Annotated in this window: 21 protein-coding genes; 8 read left to right on the top strand and 13 right to left on the bottom strand. The window is 30.0% G+C overall.

Translation table 11 applies throughout. The annotated features are described in order from the left end of the window. Positions 1-108 precede the first annotated feature (108 nt). From rpoC to ACULEV_RS12505, 3 genes are all read left to right on the top strand, one after another. Positions 109-4,407 (top strand): DNA-directed RNA polymerase subunit beta', encoded by a 4,299-nt coding sequence (gene rpoC, locus ACULEV_RS12515; RefSeq protein ID WP_445455391.1) that lies wholly within the window; start codon positions 109-111, stop codon positions 4,405-4,407. Positions 4,408-4,479: 72 nt separating this feature from the next. After that, on the top strand, positions 4,480-4,788 hold the full coding sequence (locus ACULEV_RS12510; protein ID WP_445455390.1) for a DUF3467 domain-containing protein: 309 nt from the start codon (positions 4,480-4,482) through the stop codon (positions 4,786-4,788). 159 nt (positions 4,789-4,947) lie between these two features. Continuing rightward, the gene (locus tag ACULEV_RS12505; protein WP_445455389.1) at positions 4,948-5,457 is read left to right on the top strand and encodes a GNAT family N-acetyltransferase; all 510 of its coding nucleotides are present in this window, start codon (positions 4,948-4,950) and stop codon (positions 5,455-5,457) included. Between the two features lie 67 nt (positions 5,458-5,524). Here ACULEV_RS12505 and ACULEV_RS12500 read toward each other — a convergent pair whose 3' ends face one another. The 4 genes from ACULEV_RS12500 to ACULEV_RS12485 all read right to left on the bottom strand — a co-directional run bounded on the left by ACULEV_RS12500 (position 5,525) and on the right by ACULEV_RS12485 (position 9,989). Continuing rightward, positions 5,525-6,865, bottom strand: coding sequence for a DEAD/DEAH box helicase (locus ACULEV_RS12500; RefSeq protein ID WP_445455388.1), 1,341 nt, complete (start codon positions 6,863-6,865; stop codon positions 5,525-5,527). A gap of 194 nt (positions 6,866-7,059) precedes the next feature. Then, positions 7,060-7,851: a 23S rRNA pseudouridine(2604) synthase RluF gene (rluF, locus tag ACULEV_RS12495; RefSeq protein ID WP_445455387.1), complete on the bottom strand. Its 792-nt coding sequence runs from the start codon at positions 7,849-7,851 to the stop codon at positions 7,060-7,062. Positions 7,852-8,113: 262 nt separating this feature from the next. Next, the gene (locus ACULEV_RS12490; RefSeq protein ID WP_445455386.1) at positions 8,114-8,893 is read right to left on the bottom strand and encodes a zinc ribbon domain-containing protein; all 780 of its coding nucleotides are present in this window, start codon (positions 8,891-8,893) and stop codon (positions 8,114-8,116) included. A 1-nt stretch (position 8,894) separates the two neighbouring features. After that, a complete protein-coding gene (locus ACULEV_RS12485; RefSeq protein ID WP_445455385.1) occupies positions 8,895-9,989 on the bottom strand; it encodes a Nif3-like dinuclear metal center hexameric protein in 1,095 nt (364 codons plus the stop codon). 45 nt (positions 9,990-10,034) lie between these two features. Between ACULEV_RS12485 and lpxK the strand changes: the two genes are divergently transcribed. After that, on the top strand, positions 10,035-11,042 hold the full coding sequence (gene lpxK / locus ACULEV_RS12480; RefSeq protein WP_445455384.1) for a tetraacyldisaccharide 4'-kinase: 1,008 nt from the start codon (positions 10,035-10,037) through the stop codon (positions 11,040-11,042). Continuing rightward, a complete protein-coding gene (locus tag ACULEV_RS12475) occupies positions 11,014-11,826 on the top strand; it encodes a purine-nucleoside phosphorylase (protein ID WP_445455383.1) in 813 nt (270 codons plus the stop codon). Before lpxK ends, ACULEV_RS12475 begins: the two co-directional genes overlap by 29 nt. On the opposite strand, the gene ACULEV_RS12470 is transcribed toward ACULEV_RS12475, so the two are convergent. Beyond that, positions 11,810-14,014 carry an ATP-binding protein gene (locus tag ACULEV_RS12470; RefSeq protein WP_445455382.1) on the bottom strand — a complete coding sequence of 735 codons (2,205 nt, stop codon included), beginning with the start codon at positions 14,012-14,014 and terminating at the stop codon, positions 11,810-11,812. The two genes, ACULEV_RS12475 and ACULEV_RS12470, sit on opposite strands and share 17 nt — an antisense overlap. A gap of 88 nt (positions 14,015-14,102) precedes the next feature. Continuing rightward, positions 14,103-15,116 (bottom strand): type I glyceraldehyde-3-phosphate dehydrogenase, encoded by a 1,014-nt coding sequence (gap, locus tag ACULEV_RS12465; protein WP_445458546.1) that lies wholly within the window; start codon positions 15,114-15,116, stop codon positions 14,103-14,105. A 104-nt stretch (positions 15,117-15,220) separates the two neighbouring features. Between gap and ACULEV_RS12460 the strand changes: the two genes are divergently transcribed. Continuing rightward, the gene (locus tag ACULEV_RS12460) at positions 15,221-17,086 is read left to right on the top strand and encodes a mucoidy inhibitor MuiA family protein (protein ID WP_445455381.1); all 1,866 of its coding nucleotides are present in this window, start codon (positions 15,221-15,223) and stop codon (positions 17,084-17,086) included. 81 nt (positions 17,087-17,167) lie between these two features. Here ACULEV_RS12460 and lipA read toward each other — a convergent pair whose 3' ends face one another. From lipA to recF, 7 genes are all read right to left on the bottom strand, one after another. Then, complete coding sequence (gene lipA, locus ACULEV_RS12455) at positions 17,168-18,043, bottom strand: lipoyl synthase (RefSeq protein ID WP_445455380.1); 876 nt, start codon at positions 18,041-18,043, stop codon at positions 17,168-17,170. A gap of 174 nt (positions 18,044-18,217) precedes the next feature. After that, positions 18,218-19,462, bottom strand: a complete 1,245-nt coding sequence (locus ACULEV_RS12450; RefSeq protein ID WP_445455379.1) for an MFS transporter — start codon at positions 19,460-19,462, stop codon at positions 18,218-18,220. A 37-nt stretch (positions 19,463-19,499) separates the two neighbouring features. Continuing rightward, entirely contained in the window at positions 19,500-20,081 is a 582-nt protein-coding gene (locus tag ACULEV_RS12445; RefSeq protein ID WP_445455378.1) for an RNA polymerase sigma factor, read from the bottom strand. Beyond that, a complete protein-coding gene (locus ACULEV_RS12440; protein ID WP_445455377.1) occupies positions 20,072-21,181 on the bottom strand; it encodes a glycosyltransferase in 1,110 nt (369 codons plus the stop codon). The genes ACULEV_RS12445 and ACULEV_RS12440 overlap by 10 nt, the downstream gene beginning before the upstream one ends. A gap of 15 nt (positions 21,182-21,196) precedes the next feature. Continuing rightward, positions 21,197-21,400 (bottom strand): membrane or secreted protein, encoded by a 204-nt coding sequence (locus ACULEV_RS12435; RefSeq protein WP_445455376.1) that lies wholly within the window; start codon positions 21,398-21,400, stop codon positions 21,197-21,199. 76 nt (positions 21,401-21,476) lie between these two features. Further along, positions 21,477-22,484 (bottom strand): UDP-N-acetylmuramate dehydrogenase, encoded by a 1,008-nt coding sequence (murB, locus tag ACULEV_RS12430; RefSeq protein WP_445455375.1) that lies wholly within the window; start codon positions 22,482-22,484, stop codon positions 21,477-21,479. 42 nt (positions 22,485-22,526) lie between these two features. After that, positions 22,527-23,612: a DNA replication/repair protein RecF gene (gene recF / locus ACULEV_RS12425; RefSeq protein WP_445455374.1), complete on the bottom strand. Its 1,086-nt coding sequence runs from the start codon at positions 23,610-23,612 to the stop codon at positions 22,527-22,529. Positions 23,613-23,812: 200 nt separating this feature from the next. Here recF and ACULEV_RS12420 point away from each other — a divergent pair, with 200 nt between their 5' ends. Continuing rightward, positions 23,813-24,595, top strand: a complete 783-nt coding sequence (locus tag ACULEV_RS12420; protein WP_445455373.1) for a tetratricopeptide repeat protein — start codon at positions 23,813-23,815, stop codon at positions 24,593-24,595. Positions 24,596-24,599: 4 nt separating this feature from the next. Next, entirely contained in the window at positions 24,600-25,085 is a 486-nt protein-coding gene (gene ribH, locus ACULEV_RS12415; protein ID WP_445455372.1) for a 6,7-dimethyl-8-ribityllumazine synthase, read from the top strand. Positions 25,086-25,088: the final 3 nt, after the last annotated feature.

The following is a 25,088-nucleotide window of genomic DNA, read 5'->3' as shown; positions in this document are numbered from 1 at the left end:
ACAGTAAACAGTCTCAGTCGCAGTAATCAGTTTTGCGACTGAAAACTGGGACTGAAAACTGTATAACTGAAGAAAAAGTTTTTTACAAAAATCGATAGTAATCATATCATGACAAGATTAAAAGATAAAAACACCGTTAAGAGATTTAACAGAATTACGATAGGATTGGCTTCACCAGAATCTATTTTGGCAGAGTCAAGAGGTGAGGTTTTAAAACCAGAAACTATAAACTATCGTACTCACAAACCAGAAAGAGATGGTCTTTTCTGTGAACGAATTTTCGGTCCAGTAAAAGATTACGAATGTGCCTGTGGTAAGTATAAAAGAATACGTTACAAAGGAATTGTTTGTGATCGTTGTGGTGTTGAAGTAACAGAAAAGAAAGTTCGTAGAGATAGAGTTGGACACATCAATTTGGTTGTGCCAATTGCTCATATCTGGTATTTCCGTTCGTTACCAAATAAAATTGGTTACATTTTAGGTTTACCATCTAAGAAATTAGATATGATTATTTACTACGAAAGATACGTAGTAATTCAAGCAGGTATTGCTAAAGGGCCAGAAGGTGAAACATTAAATAAATTAGATTTCTTAACAGAAGAAGAGTACTTAAATATTTTGGATACTCTTCCAATGGAGAACCAATATTTAGATGATACAGATCCAAATAAATTCATTGCCAAAATGGGTGCTGAATGTATCATGGATTTGTTATCAAGAATAGATTTAGATACTTTGTCATTTGAATTGCGTCATGCAGCAAATACAGAAACTTCTAAACAACGTAAAACAGAAGCTTTAAAGCGTTTAAATATAGTTGAATCTTTTCGTGAAGCTAATTTAAATAGAGAAAATCTTCCTGAATGGATGATTTTAAAAGTAATTCCAGTTATTCCACCAGAATTACGTCCATTAGTACCTCTTGATGGAGGTCGTTTCGCTACCTCAGATTTAAATGATTTATATAGAAGAGTAATCATCCGTAACAATCGTTTAAAAAGATTAGTTGAAATTAAAGCTCCAGAAGTTATCTTGCGTAATGAAAAACGTATGCTTCAAGAAGCTGTAGATTCATTATTTGATAATACAAGAAAAGCGTCAGCTGTAAAAACAGAATCTAATAGACCATTAAAGTCATTATCAGATTCATTAAAAGGTAAACAAGGACGTTTTCGTCAAAATTTACTAGGTAAACGTGTGGATTATTCTGCTCGTTCGGTAATTGTTGTTGGGCCTGAATTAAAATTATTTGAATGTGGTCTTCCTAAAGATATGGCTGCTGAATTATATAAGCCTTTTGTGATTCGTAAATTAATTGAAAGAGGTATTGTAAAAACTGTTAAATCAGCTAAGAAGATTATAGATAAAAAAGAGCCAGTTGTATGGGATATCCTTGAAAATGTAATTAAAGGGCATCCAGTATTATTGAATCGTGCTCCTACATTACACAGACTTGGTATTCAAGCTTTCCAACCAAAATTAATTGAAGGAAAAGCAATTCAGCTACACCCATTAGTGTGTACTGCGTTTAATGCCGATTTTGATGGTGACCAGATGGCAGTTCACTTACCACTTGGTCCAGAAGCAATTTTGGAATCACAATTATTAATGTTAGCGTCACATAATATCTTGAACCCTGCAAATGGAGCACCTATTACGGTACCTTCTCAGGACATGGTACTTGGACTTTATTATATGACTAAAGAACGTTTATCAACTCCAGAGAAGAAAATTTTAGGAGAAGGTATGACATTCTATTCTGCAGAAGAAGTTAATATTGCATTAAATGAAGGTAAAGTTGAATTGAATGCTCGTATTAAAGTAAGAGCAAGAGATTTTAATGAAGAAGGAGAATTAGTTTATAAAATTATCCAAACTACTGTTGGTAGAGTATTATTTAATGAAGTAGTTCCTGAGGAAGCTGGTTATATTAATGAAGTATTGACAAAAAAATCACTTCGTGATATTATCGGAGGAATTTTGAATGTTACTAGTGTACCAGTTACTGCTGCTTTCTTAGATAATATGAAAGATATGGGATATAAATTCGCTTTTAAAGGTGGTTTATCATTCTCATTAGGTGATATTAGAATTCCAGAACAGAAAGGACAATTAATAACTGATGCTCGTGAGCAAGTTGATGCTATTTCATTGAATTATAACATGGGACTTATTACTAATAATGAGCGTTATAATCAGGTTATTGATATTTGGACATCTGCAAATGCTCAATTAACAGAATTAGCAATGAAAAATATTAGAGAAGACCAACAAGGGTTTAACTCAGTATATATGATGCTTGATTCTGGAGCAAGGGGTTCTAAAGAACAGATTCGTCAGTTAACTGGTATGCGTGGTTTGATGGCTAAGCCTAAAAAGTCAACTGCTGGTGGTGGTGAAATTATTGAAAACCCAATTCTTTCTAACTTTAAAGAAGGTCTTTCTATCCTTGAGTATTTTATTTCTACTCACGGTGCTCGTAAAGGTCTTGCGGATACCGCTCTTAAAACTGCTGATGCAGGTTACTTAACAAGAAGATTACATGATGTATCTCAAGATGTTATTGTAAATTCTGTTGATTGTGGTACATTAAGAGGTATTGAAGTAACTGCTCTTAAGAAAAATGAAGAGATTGTTGAATCATTAGGAGAAAGAATTCTTGGACGAGTTACATTACAAGATGTAGTTAATCCGTTAACTTCTGAAGTATTAGTAAAAGCTGGTGAACAAATTACAGATGTAATTGTTAAGAAAATAGAAGCATCTCCTTTAGAAAAAATAGAAGTACGTTCTCCATTAACGTGTGAAGCTACAAAAGGTATTTGTGCTAAATGTTATGGTAGAAACTTAGCAACTGGAAAAATGACTCAAAAAGGCGAAGCTGTAGGAGTTATTGCAGCTCAGTCAATTGGAGAGCCAGGTACTCAGTTAACACTTCGTACATTCCACGTTGGTGGGGTTGCAGGAGGTTTATCTGAAGAATCTAGTATCATTACTAAGTTTAGAGGTCGTTTAGAAGTAGAGGATTTGAAAACTGTTAAAGGTGAAGATGCTGATGGTAACGCAGTTGATATTGTTATTTCTCGTTCTACTGAATTAAAATTAGTAGATGAAAAAACTGGAATTGTTTTAAATACACACAATATACCTTACGGTTCAAGCATCTTTATTAAGGATGGTGAAGTTGTTGACAAAGGAACTTTAATCTGTAAATGGGATCCTTATAATGGGGTAATTATTTCTGAATTTACGGGTAAAGTAGAATATGAAGATATTAAACAAGGGGAAACTTTCTTAGTTGAAATTGATGAACAAACAGGTTTCCAAGAAAAAGTAGTTTCTGAAGCACGTAATAAAAAATTAATTCCTACTTTATTAATTTATGGTAAAGATGGTGAATTAATACGTTCTTATAACTTGCCAGTTGGAGCTCACCTTATGGTAGATGACGGAGAGAAAATTAAAGCGGGTAAAATTCTTGTAAAAATTCCTCGTCGTTCTTCTAAATCAAGTGATATTACAGGAGGTTTACCAAGAATTACAGAGTTATTAGAAGCTCGTAATCCTTCAAATCCAGCTGTTGTTTCTGAGATTGATGGTGTTGTTACTTTTGGTAAAATTAAAAGAGGTAACCGTGAGTTAGCTATTGAATCTAAATTTGGTGAAGTAAAGAAATATTTAGTAAAACTTTCTAATCAAATATTAGTTCAAGAGAATGACTACGTTAAGGCTGGAACTCCATTATCTGATGGTGCTATTACTCCAGAAGATATTTTAAGAATTAAAGGACCTTCAGCTGTTCAACAGTACTTGGTAAATGAGATTCAAGAAGTATATCGTTTACAAGGGGTAAAAATTAATGACAAGCACTTTGAGGTAGTAATTCGTCAAATGATGCGTAAAGTTAGAATTGTAGATGCTGGTGATACTTTATTCTTAGAGGATCAATTAGCTCACACTAGCGACTTTATTGTTGAAAATGATAAGTTATATGGAATGAAAGTGATTGAAGACGCAGGAGATTCTCAAAACTTGAAAGCAGGTCAAATTATCTCTCCTCGTCAGTTACGTGATGAGAACTCTTTATTAAAACGTGAAGATAAAAATTTAGTAGTAGCTAGAGATGTTATTACAGCAACTGCTACACCAGTTCTTCAAGGTATTACAAGAGCATCGTTACAAACGAAATCATTCATTTCTGCTGCTTCTTTCCAAGAAACTACTAAAGTATTAAATGAAGCAGCTGTAGCTGGTAAAATTGATACATTAGAAGGATTGAAAGAAAATGTAATTGTAGGTCATAGAATTCCTGCAGGAACAGGTATGAGAGAATATGATAATACTATCGTAGGATCTAAAGAAGAATATAATGAATTAATGGCTGCTAAAGAAGAATTTAATTATTAGTAGTTGATTATAAAATATGCATATAATCAAAACCTAACAGATTTTCTGTTAGGTTTTTTAAATTAATGAATAATGGAAAATAATAACCAACAAGGGCAAATTAATATCGAATTAGATGAAAAAACAGCAGAAGGAATTTATTCTAATTTAGCGATTATTAATCATTCAAATAGTGAATTTGTGTTAGATTTTATTGCAATAATGCCAGGTGTGCCAAAAGCAAAGGTAAAATCAAGAATTGTACTAACACCACAACATGCTAAAAGATTATTGAAAGCTATGGCAGAAAATATCCAACGATTTGAGGCAGCACATGGTAAAATTGAAGAAGGGGAACAACCTCATATTCCTTTAAATTTCGGACCTACAGGACAAGCTTAATTAAGTATATTTGACTTTTTTTAACCCATTTAGAGGATTTTCTCTTTAGGTTTTTATTAGGGATTTTTATTTAAATGGGTTAAAATTAAGTCTTTACTAACTGATATTTGATGTCTTTTAAAACATTGCTCTTAATCATAATTGTCTAATAATAACATCATGAGAATAATTAAAATTGATAAAAGCCAATTACACATTGTTAAAGATTTAGCTTATGAGATTTGGCCATCTGCTTATGGAGAAATTTTGTCCAAAGAACAATTAGACTATATGTTAACTCGATTTTATGCTGTTGAAACTTTAGAACAACAAATGAATGAAAGAAAGCATGTTTTTTATATTGTTACAAATGATGTTGAAAAACCATTAGGATTTATTTCTTATGAATTAAATTGTGAACCTCAGAAAACTAAAATCCATAAAATATACGTTTTGCCAGAAACGCAAGGAACAGGTTTAGGAAAGCAATTAGTGGCTCTTGTAAAAGAAGAAGCTTTAAAAAATAATCAAAATGCTATTTTTTTAAATGTAAATAAATATAATAATGCCAAATTTTTTTACGAAAAATTGGGTTTTACTATTGTGAAAGAAGAAGTAATTGAAATTGGTAACGATTATGTAATGGATGATTATGTAATGGAAATGAATATTATTATAAAAAGTGTGTAGTTATAATAATAGTCTAGTCTCAATTAAATTTTGAATTTGATTGAAACTATCTATTTAATATACTAATTTATTTTTTCTTCTTTACAGGTATTTTGGCTTTCACGATATTCTCATTTTTATTTTGTAATAAATAATTAGCTAACATCTTCTCAATCAATTCGTCTTTAGTTAAATGATGAAAAACCGTTTTGATTTTATCTTTTAAAGCAGGAGAAACTTCGTTATTTGGTTTTGTTTTGAAAATTTGTTTTGCCCACAAAAAAGCATTGTTATCTTCAATACTTTGGTTGTCTGGCTTTTTAAATTCTGTAAAATTAATGCCTAATTCTTTTTGAAAATCAATTAATTCATCGGTTTCTTCTTTTTGTAAAATTGTCAACGATAAACCATTTGCTCCAGCTCTAGCTGTTCTTCCGCTTCTATGTACATACACTTCATACACATCTGGTAAATGGTAATTAACTACATATGAAATCTCTTTTACATCTATTCCTCTTGCGGCTAAATCAGTAGCAACTAAAATATTAATATGACCTTCACGAAACTGCTCCATAATACGATCACGAATTGGTTGTGACAGACTTCCATGCAATGCACCCGAAGAAAAACGGTTAATTGCTAAATTCTTGGCTAATTTATTAACAGCTGCTTTTGTTTTGCAAAAAATAATTCCGAGTTCTCCTTCTCTTGAAGTTAGAAAATGCATTAAAACATCTAATTTTTCGATAGGATCTACTACTAGATATTGATGATCAATACTAGTATTTCCTACAGTTTTCATGTCTGCATTTACTTGTGTAATGTGCTTAGACATGTAGTTTTGAATTAATTGTTTAATTGTACCAGGCATTGTTGCAGAAAATAATAATGTTCTTCTGCTTTTTGGTAGTGCTGTTATAATTTCATCTAAACCATCTTTTAAAGCAGTTACCATTTCATCAGCTTCATCCAATATTAAATATTTTGCTTCCTTAATAGTTATAGCATTTCGCTTAATTAAATCAATTAAACGACCAGGTGTAGCAATAACAATATGTGCAGATTTTGATAAGCGTTCAATTTGAGGTTTAATAGGAATTCCTCCACAAGTTGCAGCAATGGAAATTTCGGGTAAATATTTAGCAAATGTTTCCATGTTATTAAATATTTGATGTCCTAATTCTCTTGTTGGGACTAAAATTACCACTTGAACATTTTGGTTATCCGATTTTATTAATTGTAATAAAGGCAATCCAAAAGCAGCTGTTTTTCCAGTACCTGTTTTAGCTATACCAATAAAATCATCTGTTTTGTTTAATAAAATAGGGATTGTTTTTTCTTGAATCTCTGTTGGCGTTGTGATTTCTAAATCGGCTAAGCTTTTTAGTATTGGTAATGAAATTCCTAACTTGGAAAATTGATTTGACATCTTTTTATTGGTTTGTTATAATAAAAAATAACTATTTATAATTTTATATTTTAGGTTTAAAAGGAGCATACTTTTCTAAGTATTCAAACTTTAGAATAATTCATTGTATTTGGGTTTTAAGGTAGAGTATACTATGAATTTCTGGATTGTGTTTAATTTTTGAACGATTACTTTGAATTTTATAAAAAACCTATTTATCGATTTCTGTCACCATAATTCCTTTTACCAGTAAATTTGCTTTTATTACTTGGTAAACTTGCTTCCTCAGTTTTACTTGATGGAGCAATTAATTGGTTTAAATCTATAATTTCTTTTTCAGTCAATAAGCGATAGTTACCCACAGAAACATCTAGTGAAATGTTGATGATTCGAGTGCGTTTTAAAGCTGTTACTTCATAGTCTAGGTATTCACACATTCTACGGATTTGTCTGTTTAATCCTTGTGTTAATACAATTCTAAAAACATATTTGCTTACTTGTTCAACTTTACATTTTCTAGTAATAGTATCAAGAATAGGTATTCCATCGCTCATGCGTTGGATAAATCGATCTGTAATAGGTTTGTTTACTGTTACAATATATTCTTTTTCGTGATTGTTTCTAGCTCGAAGTATTTTGTTAACGATGTCTCCATCATTGGTAAGAAAAATTAAACCTTCACTGGCTTTGTCAAGTCGGCCAATAGGGAAGATGCGTTCTGGATAATTGATGTAATCTATAATATTGTCTTTTACATCAAGATTAGTTGTGCATTCAATTCCAGATGGTTTATTGAAGGCTAAATAAATTTTATCTTCTTTTTTTTCTTGAATTAGTGTTCCATTGACTCTTACTTCATCATTTGGACCTATTTTCGTCCCCATTTCTGGAATTACACCATTAATAGTTACTCTGCCTTGCTCAATCAATCGATCGGCTTCTCTTCGAGAACAAAATCCTGATTCAGATAAAAATTTATTAATGCGAACTAATTTTTCTTCTTCCATAGTGCAAAGATAGGTTTTTTAGTAATTAGTGAATAGTTACTAGTAATTAGTTATTAAAGTTTGAAAAAAGATAGGCAATATTTTTAAACAATTAATTGAGTGAATATAAAAACATGAACAAATAAAACCTTTGTTAATATCAATAATCTGTGGTAAAAAAAGAATAAATGTATTTGAAGCTAAATTATTATTTAATTCAGAAGTATACTTCAAAAAAAAACCCGAAAGTAGTTTCGGGTTTTTTTATATAAATTGAAGGAAATTATATTTTTGAGAATAATTTTTCCATTTCTTCTTTAACTTCTTCAGCTAAAACATTATCTACTAAGATTCTTCCACTGTGTTCATCTGTGATAATTTTTTTACGACCAGCAATTTCCATTTGAGTTTGTGGTGGAATTGTAAAGAATGATCCAGCAGAAGCACCTCTTTCAATAGAAACTACTGCTAATCCGTTACGAACGCTAGTTCTAATTCTATTGTAAGCATTTAATAAACGCTCTTCTATTTGAGTTTGATATTCTTCTGATTTAGCTACTAAGAAGTTTTCTTCTTTTTCAGTTTCAGACATAATATCGCTTAATTCTGCTTTTTTGTGTTTTAGATGCTGTTGTTTTGCTTCTAATCTTTCTTTTGATTGCCCTAGAACTTCTTTTTTGTGTTCGATAGAAGCTTTCATTTCTTTAATGTGCTTTTCAGTCAATTGAATTTCTAATTCTTGAAATTCAATTTCTTTTGTTAAAGAATTAAATTCTCTGTTGTTACGAACGTTTTTTTGTTGTTCTAAGTATTTTTTGATATTAGCTTTATGCTCATCAATGGCATTTTTCTTTTCTTTAATTTGCACATCGATTGTTTCTAAATCTGATTTTAATTTATCTAAACGAGTAGTTAGACCGGCAACTTCGTCTTCTAAATCTTCAACTTCTAGAGGAAGTTCTCCTCTAACATTACGTATTTCATCAATCTTTGAGTCAACTAGCTGTAAAGCATAAAGTGCTCTTAATTTATCTTCTACGCTAAGTTCTTTTTTGTTTGCCATATTAAAAGTATTGAACAGGATTTGTATTTTCTTCTGATAAAACGACTGCAAAATTAGTGATTTTTTCTTTAAGATAATCAACAATATAATTTTTTGTGTATCTTTCACTCTCGAAGTGACCAATATCTGCTAAAAGTAGCTTTCCTTCTGCTTCGTAAAATTGATGATATTTCAAATCAGAAGTTAAAAATGCATCTGCACCAGCTTGCAAAGCAGCTTTAATTGCAAAACTTCCAGAACCTCCTAAAACGGCTACTTTTTTTATCTTTTTATTTGTAAATATGCTATGTCTTATGCCACCACATTGCATTTTTTCTTTTACTAATGAAAGAAAATCGGTTTCATTTGTTGCATTTTCAAATTCTCCAATCATTCCAAGTCCTATGTTTTGATGCTTATTTGTTAATGCATAAATTTCGTAAGCTACTTCTTCATAAATATGATTTTTAAATAAGGCTTTTAAAATTTTTAATTCTAAATGCTTTTCAAAAGTAACTTCTATTTTTATTTCTGTATTTTCAACAAATTCGAAACGTGTACCTATTTCTGGATTACTATTTTCGTTACCTAAATAAGTGCCAATTCCTTGACTGTTAAAACTACAATCTTCATAATTACCTATTTTTCCTGCTCCAGCTTCAAATAAAGCATTTCGTAAAGTGGTTGCATTTTCAGGAACCGTATAAGTAATTAGTTTTTTGATATAATTTTCTTTTGGAATAAGAATTTTGGTGTTTTTCAGTCCAAGAGCATCACAAAATATTTTATTTACACCTTGCTGATGGTTGTCTAAAGCTGTGTGAATAGCATAAATGGCAATATCATTTTTTATAGCTTTAATTATGGCTCTTTCTACATAATTCTTACCTGTAATTTTTTTTAATCCACTAAAAAGAATAGGATGGAAGCAAACTACAAGATTACATTTCTTTAAAATAGCTTCTTCTATGACATTTTCTAAAGCATCATGACAAACTAAAATTCCATGGATGGTTTCTTTTTGGTCACCGACCAATAATCCTACATTATCAAAATCTTCTGCATAGGCTAATGGAGCTAGTTCTTCAAGAATTGGAATTATTTCAAAAAGTTTCATGTGTAGATATTTACTTCAAAGATAAAAAATTGCTACTTTCGTACTATGATTTTTTTGAGAAAAATATTATTCCCTTTAGCCTTGCTCTATTGGATAATAACATATATACGAAATTTTTTATACGATTTTGGACTATTTAAAAGCCAGTCTTTTACTATCCCAATAATTGCAGTAGGTAATTTAAGTGTAGGCGGAACAGGTAAAACTCCTCAAATTGAATATTTAATTCGTTTGCTGAAAGACTATAAAGTGGCGACTTTGAGTAGAGGTTATAAAAGAGTGTCAAAAGGTTATGTTTTAGCTAGCGAAAACACATCTCCTACAGATCTAGGAGATGAACCATTTCAGTTTTATTATAAATTTCCAAAAGTTTTAGTAGCTGTAGATGCTAATAGAAGAAATGGAATTGCAGAATTATTAAAGCATAAGCCAGATGTTATATTGTTAGATGATGCTTTTCAGCATAGAAAAGTAAAAGCGGGGTTTTATATTTTACTAACTACTTATAATGATTTGTTTAGTGATGATTATATTTTGCCTTTTGGTAATTTAAGAGAACCAGAAATGGGAAAAAAGAGGGCAAACCTGATAATTGTCACAAAATGTCCAAATGATTTATCCGAAATTGCACAGGTGAAAATCAAACAACAATTGATGGTTACTGTTCCTGTATATTTTAGTACTATTGTTTATGATACTTATTTGTATTCAGAAACAAATAAAATTGAGATTAAGACTTTTAAAGAAGAAAAAGTATTAGTGGCTGGAATTGCAAAACCCGATTTGTTTTTTGATTTTTTAGGTAACCAAAATGACGAAAAATTAGTCTTTCCAGATCATCATGATTTTAATGAGGATGATATTAAAAAGATTTTGGCTGTAGCCAATGACAGAAAAATTGTTACAACGGAAAAAGACTATGTACGGTTAAAGGGAAAAATACCAAATGAGCAGTTGTATTATTTGCCAATACAAAGTAAATTGATACAAAATGAAACTAATTTTAATACTAAAATTTTAGATTATGTGGGAAAAAGTAGCGGAAACAGTTAGTTTTATAAATGAGAAAACTAATTTTCAACCCGAATATGGAGTGATTTTAGGTTCTGGATTAGGAGATTTTGCAGATGATATTAATATAGAATATTCTATTTTATATAGTGATATTCCCAATTTTCCAGTTTCTACTGTTCAAGGTCATAAAGGGGCTTTATTGTTTGGTACTATAGGGAATAAAAAAATAATGGCAATGCAAGGTCGTTTTCATTACTATGAAGGGTATGATATGAAACAAGTTACGTTTCCCATTCGTGTAATGAAGCAATTAGGAATTGAAAAATTAATTGTTTCAAATGCTTCTGGTGGTGTAAATTCGTCTTTTAAAGTTGGTGATATAATGATTATTAATGACCATGTGAATATGATGCCAGAACATCCTTTACGTGGTTATAATGATGAACGATTTGGTCCACGATTTGTAAACATGAGTAATCCATATTCAAAAATTATGATTACTAGAGTAAAAGAAATTGCCAAAAACTTGCAAATAGAAGTACAAGAAGGGATTTATTTGGCTTTACAAGGTCCTACTTTTGAAACATTGGCGGAATATAAAATGGTGAAAAATATAGGTGCAGATTGCGTTGGGATGTCAACAGTTCCTGAAGTAATTGTAGCTAAACATATGAATATGGAATGCTTAGGTCTTTCGATTATTACTGATATGGGCGATGAAAAAAATATTGTAGAAGTAAATCATGAGGAAGTTCTAGAAGCAGCAAAAAAAGCAGAACCACATGTTAGAAAATTAATTAAAAACTTTATTCTTCAGTTTTAGATAGAAAAAGGTATAAAATTTCATAAAATTCTTCTGGGACAAATGGTTTCATAATAACTTCATCCATTCCATAAGATAGTAACATTTCTCTGTTTTCATTAAGCGAGATAGCCGTTAAAGCAATAATAGGAATTGTTGGGTTAAATTTTCTTATTTCTAATGTTGCTTCAGTTCCATTTATCCCGGGTAAATGAACATCCATTAAAATTAAATCATATTCATTATTTTTTAGGTGTTCAATGGCTTCTTCACCATTATCTATTGTAAAACAAGGAATGCCTTTTTGTTCTAACATTTTTTGTGTAATCATCTGGTTGATTTTATTGTCTTCAACCAATAATATTTTTTTCTTTTTTCCTAAAACTAAATTTTCTTTTGAAATGTTTTCAGCAATTTCTTTCACTTCTTCTTTACCTTTTTTGAATGTTAAATCAAATTTTAAGCTTGTCCCTTTATCTGTGTCACTTTCTAAATAAATTTCGCTACCTAAAATTTCTACTATTTTTTTTACAATAGACAATCCTAGTCCTGTACCTCCATAAGTTCTATTTACTTCAACAGAACCTTGACTAAAGCTTTCAAAAATTGTAGCTTGTTTTTCTTTTGGAATACCTATACCATTATCTTTTACCTCAAAAGATAAGACAACTTTATTGTCAAAATCGTCTTTCTTCTTTATAGAAAGCCAAACATCTCCATTTTTACTAAATTTAATAGCATTGTTTACTAAATTAATTATGATTTGTGAGATTTTTGTTGGGTCACCTATAATGTTTGGTTCAATACTTTTATCAATTAACAGATGAAAATTAATGTTGTTTTCTTCAATAAATTCGTTAAAGGAAGTTTTAATATTTTCAATAAGTTCTGGTAAATTAAAATTAATTTGTTCCACTAATACTTTATCTGATTCTAATCGATTTATTTCTAAAATATCATTAATAAATGCTAAAAGATATTTTCCCGAAAATTCAAGTGATTTTAAATAGTTTAATTGGGTTGCTTTTGGTTTTTCATTCAATAACAAGTAAGTAATTCCATTTATTGCATTTAATGGTGTTCTAAGTTCATGACTAACGGTTGCTAAAAATTCGGCTCTTGCTTTACTTGCTCTCTCTGCTTTGTTTTTTTCAATAGTAAGTTCTTTATTTTTTTCTTTTAGAAGCTTGTTAGTACTAATTCTAATTTTATTGTTTTTGTAAAGAGATAAACTAAGTAAGGATAAAATTGAAATTAGAGCTATGCTAAGAATACTTATTAATTTATTAAAACGAAGTGAACGTTGCTGAATTTTTTTGTCTTTATCGAGTTGTTCAATCGTTTTTAATTGCTTGTCAAATTGAATCTTATCAAAAGTACTTTCTGTTAATGAATGATTGTAATAATTACCTAGCGAATCCACAATAGCAACATATTTTTCTAAATATGCTTGTGATTTATTAAAATCATTATTGTTTTTATGTGTCAGACTTAGTTGTTTTAGAATTTTTTTTTGAAGTTGTATATTTCCTGAATTTTCTTCATTTAATTTTAAAGCAATTTCAAAGTTTGTAATGGCTTCTTCATAATGTTTATTAATGATTTCTATTTCTCCAATTTGGTAATAGGCTTCAATTTTTGTTCCAATAAAAGCATCATTAGTAATATTATTAATTACCGATGAAAAGATTGAGATGGCATTATCATAATCTTTTTTGTTTTTTTGGATAATTCCTTTTTGTGTGTTTATAAGCTGAATAGCATCTGTGAAATTTAATTTTTCATATATCTCACTAGCTTTTTTGAAATATATTTCAGAAAGTTCCACTTTGTTTTTCTCTAAATAGCATTTTCCTAAACTGTAATATGCGAGTGCTAAACTTGCTTTTGGTTCTTTGCCTTTGTAAAGATTGATACTTCTTATAAAGTTTTCAATTGCAGTGTCTGTTTTTTCTAAATCATAATAAATGCTTCCAAGAATTAAATAGCAATTTGGTAGTTTTTCATCTATTTTTTTCTTTTTTGCATAATGGATAGCTTTTTCGCTATAAATAATGGCTTTGTTGAACGAATGTTTATCTTCTTTGTTAAACGATGCAATTTCTAAATAATAATCAACACTATCATTTATTTGCGTTGTCTCTTTTAGAAGTGATTGAGAATTACTAAAAGTACAAATGAAAAAAAAAGCAATTAAGTAGCTTTTCATTAAAATTGAATTTTAAAGTTTCAGTTAAACAGTTATCAACAAAAATATGTTTTTTTTCTTTTGAATGCTACTTTTCATTAGGAATAAATCAGTCCAAATTCAAATTGTTTTTAGTAATATATTCTATAAGATTGATTAATCTGGAGGAATAACCAATTTCATTATCATACCAACCTACAATTTTGACCATGTTATCTATTACAGACGTTAATTGGGCATCAAATAAACAAGAGTGTTTGTTGCCAATAATATCTACCGAAACAATAGGATCCTCAGTATAATCTAAAATTCCTTTTAAGTGTGTTTCAGATGCATATTTAAATGCATTGTTGATTTCTTCTATGGTTACTTGTTTTTTTACGTTTAAAGTAATATCTGTTAATGAACCATCAGGAACAGGAACTCTAATTCCGCAACCACCAATTTTTCCTTCTAATTCTGGGAAAATTTTAGTTAAAGCTTTAGCAGCACCAGTTGTAGTAGGAACAATTGATTGGGAAGCACCTCTTGCTCTTCTTAAATCTTTATGGGGTTGATCATGTAAACTTTGATCGGTTGTGTAAGAATGGACTGTTGTTATGTAAGCTTGTTCAATTTCGCAAAGTTCTTGAATTACTTTTATCATTGGTGCAGCGTTGTTGGTTGTGCAACTTGCGTTTGATATGATGACTTCAGAACCATCTAAAATACCTTCATTTACTCCAAGAACAACAGTTTTTATAATTTCATCTTCTGGAGGAACCGATAATATTACTTTTTTCGCTCCAGCTAGAATATGTTGGTTAACCGTTTCCCAAGTTTTAAATTTTCCAGTAGATTCAATTACAAAATCAATATTTAAAGATTTCCAATTTAAATTTTGAATCTCTTTTTCATGAAAGAATAAATATTCTTTTTTATTAATAAATATTGCTTTTTCATCATGACTGACTTTTTCTTGCAAAACACCATGTATGCTGTCATATTTTATTAGATGACTCATGGTTTTAGTATCAGCAATATCATTTATAGCAATAACTTCAATAGTAGGGTGGTTTAGTAATAATCGGAAAACATTTCTACCAATTCTTCCGAAACCATTAATTGCAATTCTTGTCTTTATCATTAGAAAAAATTAGAGTGTAAAAGTAAGGAATTTATTATATTTGTTAAGTGTCGAAAGAGACATAATTTGATTCTCAATTAATTTTATATACGAAACTGATAATGAAATATCAAAAGATTTTTTTACTCCAATTAACTTGTTTGTTTTTAATAACCTCAAGTTTGTTTTCTCAGAACAAAACTAAAAAAGTAACTTCTAAAATTGAAAAAGTAATTGTTTTTTCGGAAGGAGCTCAAGTAACTCGAAAAGCGAAAGCCTCTTTTGAATTAGGAAAGACAGAATTAGTTTTTCAAGGTATTTCTCCAAAAATAGACAAGCAAAGTTTACAAGTAAAAGGGATTGGGAGTTTTACTATTTTATCAGTAATTCATCAAAATAACTTTTTGAACACACAACAACATAGAGAAGAGATAAGTAGCTTAGAAGCTGATAAAAGAAATTGGGAATTAAAGAAAACGACTGAAACCAATGTTTTATCCATTCTCCAAAATGAAGAAAATATTTTAGCAAAAAACCAAGTTGTTGGAGGAACCAATTCAGGTTTAAAAACAATCGATTTAAAAGAAGCAGTTGATTTTCACAGACAGAGATTAATCGATTTGGTTAAGAAAAAAACAGAAGTGTCTCAAAAAATCAGTGCCATAGATAGTACTCTGGTAAAATTAGACAAACAATTGAAAGCATTAAATAGTTCAGATGAAAGTGCCACAAGTGATATAATAGTTACCGTTTCAGCTAACACCGCAATTACAGATGCTACTTTTGAAATTAATTATTATGTGTTTGATGCAGGTTGGTATTCCAATTATGATTTAAGAGTTGAAGATGTAAATAATCCAATTGATTTATTATTTAAAGCCAATATTTTTCAATCCTCAGGAGAAGACTGGAAAGACGTAAAAATGGTTATTTCAAGTGGAAACCCAACAGAAAGTGGTCTAGCACCAACAATCAATCCGTGGTATTTGAATTTAAATCAAAGACGAGCATCACAAAGTTCGGTTCAAGCGTATGGACAATTAATTGGAAATACGGTTTCAGGAACAGTTTCAGATACTTATGGACCTATACCAGGTGTTAGTGTTATCGTTAAAGGTACTACTATTGGAACTACAACAGATTTTGAAGGAAATTACACTATTAAAGTACCAAGTATAAATAGTCAGTTAGTTTTTTCTTATGTGGGTTCACAAAAAATTGTCAATGCAAGAAATAAAGTAATAAATGTGGTTTTGGAGCCAGTTGCTATGGAAGAAGTTGTTGTTGTAGCGGGATATTCATCAAAAAAATCAAAGAGAAATAGAGAAGAGGATGATAACGATTCCAGTATTCCTATGGAAACCAGTGTGGCTTATCAACCTACCACAATTTCTTACGAAATTCAAGTGCCTTACACGGTTTTAAGTGATGGAAAAGTATATACGGCAGAAATTAAAACCTTCAATTTACCAGCCCAATACCAATATTTAAGCATACCAAAAATAGATGCTAGTGCTTATTTAACAGCAAAAATAACCGATTGGCAAGACTTAAATTTATTTGATGGCGAATTGAACTTATTTTTTGAAGGGGCTTACCTAGGCAAATCTTTACTAGATTTGCAAAATGCAGCCGATACTTTAGAAATATCCTTAGGAAAAGACAAAGGAATCAGTATCGCGAGAAAACAAATGAAAGAATATAAATCCAAACAGTTTTTAAGCAATTACAAAACTGAAAGTAGAGCTTTTGAAATTTCAGTAAAAAACAACAAGCCTTATCCAGTAGAAATTATAATTTTAGATCAATTGCCAATAAGTGCCACAAAAGAAATTACAGTAGATGACGAAGAATATAAAGAAGGAACACTAGCAGAAGAAACCAAAATTGTAACATGGAAACTCAATTTACCTTCAAAAACAGAAAAGAAACTTAATATGAAGTATAAGGTAAAAAGTCCAAAGAATTCATCTCTTATTCTCGATTAAAGATTAGTGTTAAAATTAAAAGCCTTCAAATTGAAAATTTGAAGGCTTTTAATTAAATCATTTTAAATACTTAAACTAAAGTTATAGAATATGTTTTTCAGCATGATAAGAAGAACGCACAAGTGCACCACTTTCAACATGTCTAAAACCTAATTCTTTCCCTATTTTTTCGTATTTCTCAAATTGTTCAGGTTTAATATATTCTTTAACAGGTAAATGCTTTTTAGAAGGTTGAAGATATTGCCCAATAGTAACAATATCAACATTTGCATCTCTTAAATCATGTAAGGTTTGAATTACTTCTTCTTCTTTTTCACCTAAACCAAGCATAATCCCTGATTTAGTTCTTTTGATGCCTTTTTCTTTTAAGTAACGTAAAACTTCTAAACTTCTTTCATATTTAGCTTGGATGCGTACTTCACGTGTTAAGCGTTTTACCGTTTCCATATTATGAGATACAACTTCAGGAGCTACTTCAATAATTCTATCAATATTTCTTTCATTTCCTTGAAAATCTGGAATAAGAGTTTCTAAAGTAGTATTAGGATTCATTCTTCTAATCGCTTTCACTGTTTCAGCCCAAATAATAGATCCCATATCTTTAATGTCATCTCTATCTACACTAGTAATAACAGCATGCTTAATTTGCATTAATTTAATAGAACGAGCTACTTTTTCTGGTTCGTCCCAGTCAACTGTTTCTGGTCTTCCAGTTTTTACACCACAAAATCCACAAGAACGGGTGCAAATATTGCCTAGAATCATAAAGGTAGCAGTTCCTTCGCCCCAACATTCACCCATATTTGGACAACTCCCGGAGGTACAAATAGTGTTTAATTTATATTTATCAACTAAACTTCTTAATTCGGTATATTTTTTACCAGTAGGTAACTTTACCCGCAACCATTTTGGCTTTGGTTCTCTTGGTGGAAAAACATTATCTAAAACTGTATTCATCGTATCAATTTTGGACTACAAAGATAATAAGAAGTTAGAAGTTAGAGGTCAGAACTTAGAAAAAAAGCGAACTTTAATAAAATGTTATGATTTATTTTGGATTTTGAGAGTTACTACTTATTATACATGAGGATGTAGTTACCATTTAATCTTAAAAAAATGGTTTAAAGTACTTTATTCTATAAAATCTAAATCTGTATTATGAGTTTCAGGAATAGTTAAAGTGGCATAAATACCTAATGCAAAAACCGCAAAACCTACAATTGCTGCAGCCATTATGACTCCATTATCGATTTTTAAGAAATCAAAACTAAGTAACATTACAGGAAGTAAACCTCTTACCATGTTAGGAATAGTGGTTGCTGCTGTGCTTCTTATGTTAGTGCCAAATTGTTCTGCACCAACAGTAACAAACATTGCCCAATAACCAGTTCCTAAGCCAAGCCAAGCACAATAAAAGTAATACATGTTTTCTGTTTTTGTACCTCCAAAAAGCATTAAGCATACTCCAATTATAGTAAATAACATCATATAAAAGATGGCCTTTTTGCGAGAATGTAGCCAATGTGAAATAAAACCGCTAGCAAAATCACCAACAGAAATACCAATGTAAGTCCACATGATAGCTTTACCTGGATTGATGTTTTCTATACCAAAAGCACTTGCAAATTGATTTCCCATAACAGCCAAGATTCCAACACAGAACCAAGTTGGTAAACCAATAGCAATGCATTTTAGATATTTAATAAATCTATCAAAATTATTTATAAGTAATAAAATATTGCCTTTTTTAATTTCATTAGATTGTTTAAGGTCTTTATAAATTCCAGATTCTACAACACCTACACGTAGAAAAAGGAGTAACAGGCCTAAACCACCTCCTATAAAGTAAGCAATTGTCCAATCACCAGCTAATTGAACCGTTAATTGAGCAACAACAGCTCCTAGTAATCCAAAACCAGCTACTATAGAAGTTCCAATGGCTCTTAATTCTTTTGGTAAAGATTCAGATACCAATGTGATTCCTGCTCCTAATTCACCAGCTAGACCAATTCCAGCAATAAAACGAAGTAGGGCATAAATTACAGCAATATGTTCTTGTGGAAAATAAGGTAAAAATCCACAAGCAATATTAGCTAATGAATAGACTAAGATAGAACCAAAAAGAACAGATAATCTTCCTTTTTTATCACCAAAAATCCCCCAAATTATTCCTCCGATAAGTAAACCAACCATTTGGTAATTTAAAATCATGGAGCCAGAATTATTAACATCCAATCCTAAGGATTCTAAACTAGGAACACGAACAATCCCAAATAATAATAAATCATAAATATCAACAAAATAACCTAATGCAGCAACTATAACAGGTAACGAGAATAAATGTTTTAGCTTTTGTGAAGTAGTAAATTGGGTCATTAATTTCTAAATTGGATTATAGCCAAATATAGAAAAGTTATTTAGATTTTTTCTTATCTTTTTTAGTAATAATTTCGGCTAACAATTTTTTAGCGCGAAGCAATTTAATCTTAATGTTATTAAGTGGTTCTTCTAATGTTTCTGCCATATCTTGATAACTCATTTCTTGGAAATAACGCAATTGAATAACTTCTTGGTAAGCAGGCTTCAATCGCTTAATGTAATTTAAAAGTTGGGAAAGGTTTTGTTCTGTAATAATTTCATCTTCAATGGAAGGAGTTTCATCTACAACATTAAAAGCATGATCATCATCACTATCAGAAATATCTATAAACAGAGACGATTTCTTCTTACGAAGCATGTCTATATGAACATTCTTTGCAATGGTTATTAACCAAGTGTTAAAGCCAAATTCAGGATTATAAGTAGTTATCTTGTCAAAAGCCTTGGCAAATGTTTCTATCGTAATATCATCAGTGTCAGTTTCATTTTCTGTTCTTTTTAACATAAAACCATATACTTCATTCCAAAAAAAGTCGAGTAGAAAAGTAAAAGCAACTTGATCACCTGTTTTTGCAAGCTCAATGTTCTTTTGGATAATTTCAGAGTTTATTTCCAATGTACTGGTTTTGAAAAAAGATTAGTAAAAAAAACATTTAATTGTGTGAATATAAGTATTAATTCAATAACAGGAAACCAAGGCAAAGTATCTTTCTCATTTAATTTTCCAGCAGCATATCCAATACTAATCCATGCAAAAATATATCTAAAAATAATAAGCCCTAAAACAAGCATCCATCTGTATTCAAAGAGTAATAGTAATACAGAAAGCATAATGAATAATAATTGTGAAAAATAAAATAAAGCCAATTGAAAACGATCAAAACCTGAATATAATTTGGCTGTAGAGACATGCCTTCTTTTTTGGTTAAACCAATTTTTAAAAGTTTTTTTAGGTTCAGAATAAGTAAAACTTTCTGGAGTGTAACAAGTTGCGGTATTAGATTTGTTACTTACTTCATTAATAAATAAATCATCATCACCAGAACGAATTTTCATGTGATTTACAAACCCACCAACACTAAAAAACAACTCTTTTTTGTAGGCTAAATTACGTCCAACACCCATATATGGTTTTCCGGATTTTGCCCATCCAAAATATTGTGTTGCTGTTAAAAGAGTTTCAAAACGAATGATTTTGTTTAAAAACGAGTTTTTAATTTTTTCATAAGCACCATAACCTAAAACAATGTCTTTTTTTGAAGAAAAGTGACTACTCATAGTGGTAATCCAATTCTCAGAGTTGGGAAAACAATCTGCATCTGTAAAAAGCAGGTGTTCATTTTTTGCAGCTTTAATTCCTAAGGTTAGAGCATACTTTTTATTTCCCCAAAAGGTTTCGTTGTTTTCAACTTTTACCACTTTTACATTGGGATATTTTTTTTCGTAAGCTTCAAATAATTCTAATGTATCGTCAGTTGAGGCATCGTCTATTAAAACTAATTCATATTCAGGATACTTTTGTGAAATTAGAATAGGAAAAAATTTCTTAATGTTCTCTTCTTCATTTTTAGCACATACAATAACTGAAATAGGAATTTTAACTGGAGAGATTGTTGTTTTTTTTGCAAATGAAAATCGTCCAAAAATAAATATATAATAAATAAATTGGATACCAACTACGGTCACTAAAGCAATTAGCAAGATTGTGAAAACCATATTAGAAATCTAAAATTAAGAATGTGAGCTTTCTTTACAATCTTTCATTTCGTCTGGTGTTTTACCGCAAAAACTACAGTTTTCTCCATCAGGGTTTAAGAAAGGACTTTGGCTTGCACAAGTACCAGCAAATTTTCCGTCTTTTTTTGCCCAAAGTTTTATTGCGATTCCTAGAACTGCAATAGCAAGAAGACCTATTGTAAGTAAAATTAATTTCATCTTTTTAAATAAAAATATTTGATGCAAAGATACAAAAAACAATTTTGAGTTGTATGTTATTTTTGTAATTTCAGCTTTATATAATATTCACTTCAGCTTCAATAGAAATACCAAATTTATTTATAATGGTTTCTTGTATGTCTTTAGAAACGGCTAATATTTCTTCTCCTGTAGCATTCCCATAATTGACTAAAACCAGAGCTTGGTTTTTGTGAATACCAGCATCACCAAATCGTTTTCCTTTAAATCCTGCTTGTTCAATAAGCCAACCAGCAGGAACTTTTACCTCGCTTTCTGAAATTTTATAATGAGGCATGTCTGGATAATTTGCAATCGCTTTTTTGTAAATTTCAATTGGTATTATTGGGTTTTTAAAAAAGCTACCACTATTTCCTAGTTCTTTTGGATTAGGTAATTTGCTTTCTCTTATAGCAATTACAGCATTACTCACATCTTTTAATGTTGGCGAAACTATGTTTTGGGTTGCTAATTCGGTTTCAATTGCACCATAAGAAGTATTTAAAGTATGGTTTCTTTTAGTTAACTTAAAAGTAACTGAAGTTATAATGTATTGGTTTTTTAATTCGTTTTTAAAAACACTTTCTCTATAGCCAAATGTACAGCTCTCTTTATCAAAAGTGACAAGTTTTTGTGTGTCAATTTTCATAGCTTCACAACTAAAAAAAGTATCTTTAATTTCTACACCATAAGCACCTATATTTTGAATAGGAGTAGTGCCAACGTTTCCTGGAATTAAAGAAAGATTTTCAATGCCACCATAATTTTTTTCAATACAATATAAAACAAAATGATGCCAATTTTCACCAGCATTCGCTTTTACCCATACAAAATCTTCATTAGTATCGATTACTTCTATGCCTTTAATGTCAATATGTACAACTAGTTTATTTATGTCTTTAGTTAGCAGCATATTGCTTCCGCCACCTAAAATAAAAATGTCTTTATGATTTTTTAGCAAGTTGGCCAATTCTTCTTTTGTGTGAATCGCTACAAATTGTTCTGCTTTGGCATCAATACCAAAAGTGTTATATTCTTTTAATGAAAAATTAGTTTCAAAAATCATACTTAAATTAAGTTTAATAAGGTAAAAATAATAATTTATTTACTATGAATTAAGATTGTAAATGGTATACGATTGATGGGTGTTTTTTATAATGTCTTCTGTTCGTTCAGCATGTGTGTCTGAAATAAAAATTTGTCCAAAAACTGCATCATTAACCATGGAAACAATTTTCTCAACTCTAGTTTCATCTAGTTTGTCAAAAATGTCATCGAATAATAATAAAGGTAGTTCACCGCTTTGTTGTTTTATAAATTCAAATTGGGCTAACTTTAAAGCAATTAAAAAAGATTTTTGTTGGCCTTGAGAGCCAAATTTTTTAATAGGATAGCCTTCAATTTCGAAAGATAAATCATCTTTATGAATACCACTACTAGTGTATTGCAACGCTCTGTCTTTTGAAAGATTTTGTTTAAAAAGCTCATTCATTGTTGAATTAGAAAGCTGACTTTGGTAAACCAATTGAACGGATTCACTTTCATTGGTAATAATACCATGATATTTTTGAAAAATAGGAGTAAACTGTTGGAGAAAATTTTCTCTTTTTTCAAATATGCTTTTTCCTAATGGTTCTAATTGTTCATCGTAAACAGAAAGGTTGTCAAAGTCAAAAACCTGATTTAGAGCAAAATATTTAAGTAATGCATTCCTTTGTGCAATTAGTTTTTGGTATTGAATTAATTCATTCAAGTATTTGTGATCTAATGTAGAAATAACACTATCGATGAATTTACGTCTAGTTTCACTTCCTTCAATAATTAAATCGGTGTCAGATGGAGAAATAATTACTAATGGAATAAAGCCAATGTGTTCTGATAGTTTATCGTAAATTTTATTGTTCCGTTTGATTACTTTTTTCTGACCTCTTTTTATACTACACGATATTTTTTCTTCCTTCTCTTTTTTAATAATAATAGCATCTAATAAAAAAAAGTCTTCATCATGTTTTATATTTTGTGTTGCCAATGGATTGAAATAACTTTTTCCATAAGCTAAATGGTAAATGGCATCAAGTATATTCGTTTTGCCTACACCATTTTTGCCTACAAAACAGTTTATCTTACTGTCAAAATCTAAAGATTTAGAAGCAATATTCTTATAATTTAATAAGGTGAGATGTTTTAAAAACACTATCGTTATTTCTTTAATTGGTGTAGAGGAAACAAAAGTAATAGTAAATAAAGGATTTATGAACTGTTTTTAAAAGAAAATATAAAGGAGAATATGGCAAAGTGATAGTTTTGTTGTATAAATAATGATTATTTTAAAATATTTTTTGTGTGTGTTTGAATAAAAATTATATTTTTGCACCTCTAATAAATGTATTATAAATGGCAACATATAACAAAAGAGGTTATAAAACACCAAAACCAAAAGAAGTTTTAGATAACGAAAATGAATTTGATGAAGTGTTAGAATCAGGTGAAAGTACTACAGAAGAAGTATTTAATACGCTTGATCAAACAGCATCTAGAACGGAAGAGTGGGTGGCTAAAAACCAAAAATTGATTTTAGGAATAGTTGGTGTTATAGCATTGGCAACTATTGGATATCTATTGTTTAATAAGTTTGTGGCTGAGCCAAAACAAGATAAAGCATTAAATGATATTTACCAAGCACAGGTATATTTTAATGAAGCATTAACTAATACACAAAACCCTGACTCATTATTCAATTTAGCACTTAAAGGAGGTGAAGGAAAATTAGGATTAGTAAATTTAGCAGATGAATATTCAGGTTCAAAAGCAGGTAACATTGCTAATTATTATGCTGGTATGTCTTATTTACATATTAAAGATTTTAAAAATGCTGAAAAGTATCTTTTAAATTATGATGCAAAAGATGTTACTACAAAAGCAATTGCTTTAGGAGCACTAGGTGATGCATATTCAGAATTAAATAAAGTAGAAGAAGCAATTAATTCATACAAAAAAGCAGCTGAGGTTGATGAAAATGATTTTACAACTCCTAAGTTTTTAATGAAAGCAGCTCAACTGGCTTATTTAAATAATAAAAAAGCTGAAGCACATGCTATGTTCACAACAATTAAAGAAAAGTATGAAACTTCTAGAGAAGCAGTAAATATTGATGCTTTAATCGCGATGACAGAATAAGCTTATGGCTACTGAAAATAAAAATTTATCTCAATATGATAAAAACACAATCCCAAATGCGAAAGACTTTCGATTTGGGATTGTTGTTTCAGAATGGAATGACACCATTACTAATGGTTTGTTTGAAGGTGCTAAGGCAGCTTTATTAGACTGTGGAACTTTACCAAAAAATATTATTCGATGGGATGTTCCTGGTAGTTTTGAATTAATTTTTGGTTCTAAAAAAATGATTCAAACTCAAAATGTAGATTGTGTAATTGCTATTGGCTGTGTGATAAAAGGAGAAACTATGCATTTCGAATTTGTATGTGAAGGAGTAACACAAGGAATAAAAGATTTAAATGTTCAATATGATGTTCCAACTATCTTTTGCTTGTTGACAGATAATACAATGCAACAATCTATTGATAGAAGTGGAGGAAAGCATGGTAATAAAGGAACTGAAGCAGCTATAGCAGCCATAAAAATGGTGGCATTGAATAATAAATAATTA

Source organism: Flavobacterium sp. HNIBRBA15423 (assembly GCF_052655965.1).
The sequence above is the reverse complement of the archived record's forward strand: the minus strand, read 5'-3'. Positions and strand labels throughout refer to the sequence as shown.

Excerpts from the sequence above, each read along its gene's own strand:
- murB (WP_445455375.1), bottom strand. The coding sequence starts at position 22,484 with ATGATTTTTGAAACTAATTTTTCATTAAAAGAATATAACACTTTTGGT.
- ACULEV_RS12475 (WP_445455383.1), top strand. The coding sequence starts at position 11,014 with ATGTGGGAAAAAGTAGCGGAAACAGTTAGTTTTATAAATGAGAAAACT.
- ACULEV_RS12505 (WP_445455389.1), top strand. The coding sequence starts at position 4,948 with ATGAGAATAATTAAAATTGATAAAAGCCAATTACACATTGTTAAAGAT.
- rpoC (WP_445455391.1), top strand. The coding sequence starts at position 109 with ATGACAAGATTAAAAGATAAAAACACCGTTAAGAGATTTAACAGAATT.
- ACULEV_RS12510 (WP_445455390.1), top strand. The coding sequence starts at position 4,480 with ATGGAAAATAATAACCAACAAGGGCAAATTAATATCGAATTAGATGAA.
- rluF (WP_445455387.1), bottom strand. The coding sequence starts at position 7,851 with ATGGAAGAAGAAAAATTAGTTCGCATTAATAAATTTTTATCTGAATCA.
- ACULEV_RS12460 (WP_445455381.1), top strand. The coding sequence starts at position 15,221 with ATGAAATATCAAAAGATTTTTTTACTCCAATTAACTTGTTTGTTTTTA.
- ribH (WP_445455372.1), top strand. The coding sequence starts at position 24,600 with ATGGCTACTGAAAATAAAAATTTATCTCAATATGATAAAAACACAATC.
- ACULEV_RS12490 (WP_445455386.1), bottom strand. The coding sequence starts at position 8,893 with ATGGCAAACAAAAAAGAACTTAGCGTAGAAGATAAATTAAGAGCACTT.
- ACULEV_RS12420 (WP_445455373.1), top strand. The coding sequence starts at position 23,813 with ATGGCAACATATAACAAAAGAGGTTATAAAACACCAAAACCAAAAGAA.
- ACULEV_RS12440 (WP_445455377.1), bottom strand. The coding sequence starts at position 21,181 with ATGGTTTTCACAATCTTGCTAATTGCTTTAGTGACCGTAGTTGGTATC.
- lipA (WP_445455380.1), bottom strand. The coding sequence starts at position 18,043 with ATGAATACAGTTTTAGATAATGTTTTTCCACCAAGAGAACCAAAGCCA.
- ACULEV_RS12435 (WP_445455376.1), bottom strand. The coding sequence starts at position 21,400 with ATGAAATTAATTTTACTTACAATAGGTCTTCTTGCTATTGCAGTTCTA.
- lpxK (WP_445455384.1), top strand. The coding sequence starts at position 10,035 with ATGATTTTTTTGAGAAAAATATTATTCCCTTTAGCCTTGCTCTATTGG.
- ACULEV_RS12485 (WP_445455385.1), bottom strand. The coding sequence starts at position 9,989 with ATGAAACTTTTTGAAATAATTCCAATTCTTGAAGAACTAGCTCCATTA.
- ACULEV_RS12470 (WP_445455382.1), bottom strand. The coding sequence starts at position 14,014 with ATGAAAAGCTACTTAATTGCTTTTTTTTTCATTTGTACTTTTAGTAAT.
- ACULEV_RS12450 (WP_445455379.1), bottom strand. The coding sequence starts at position 19,462 with ATGACCCAATTTACTACTTCACAAAAGCTAAAACATTTATTCTCGTTA.
- ACULEV_RS12500 (WP_445455388.1), bottom strand. The coding sequence starts at position 6,865 with ATGTCAAATCAATTTTCCAAGTTAGGAATTTCATTACCAATACTAAAA.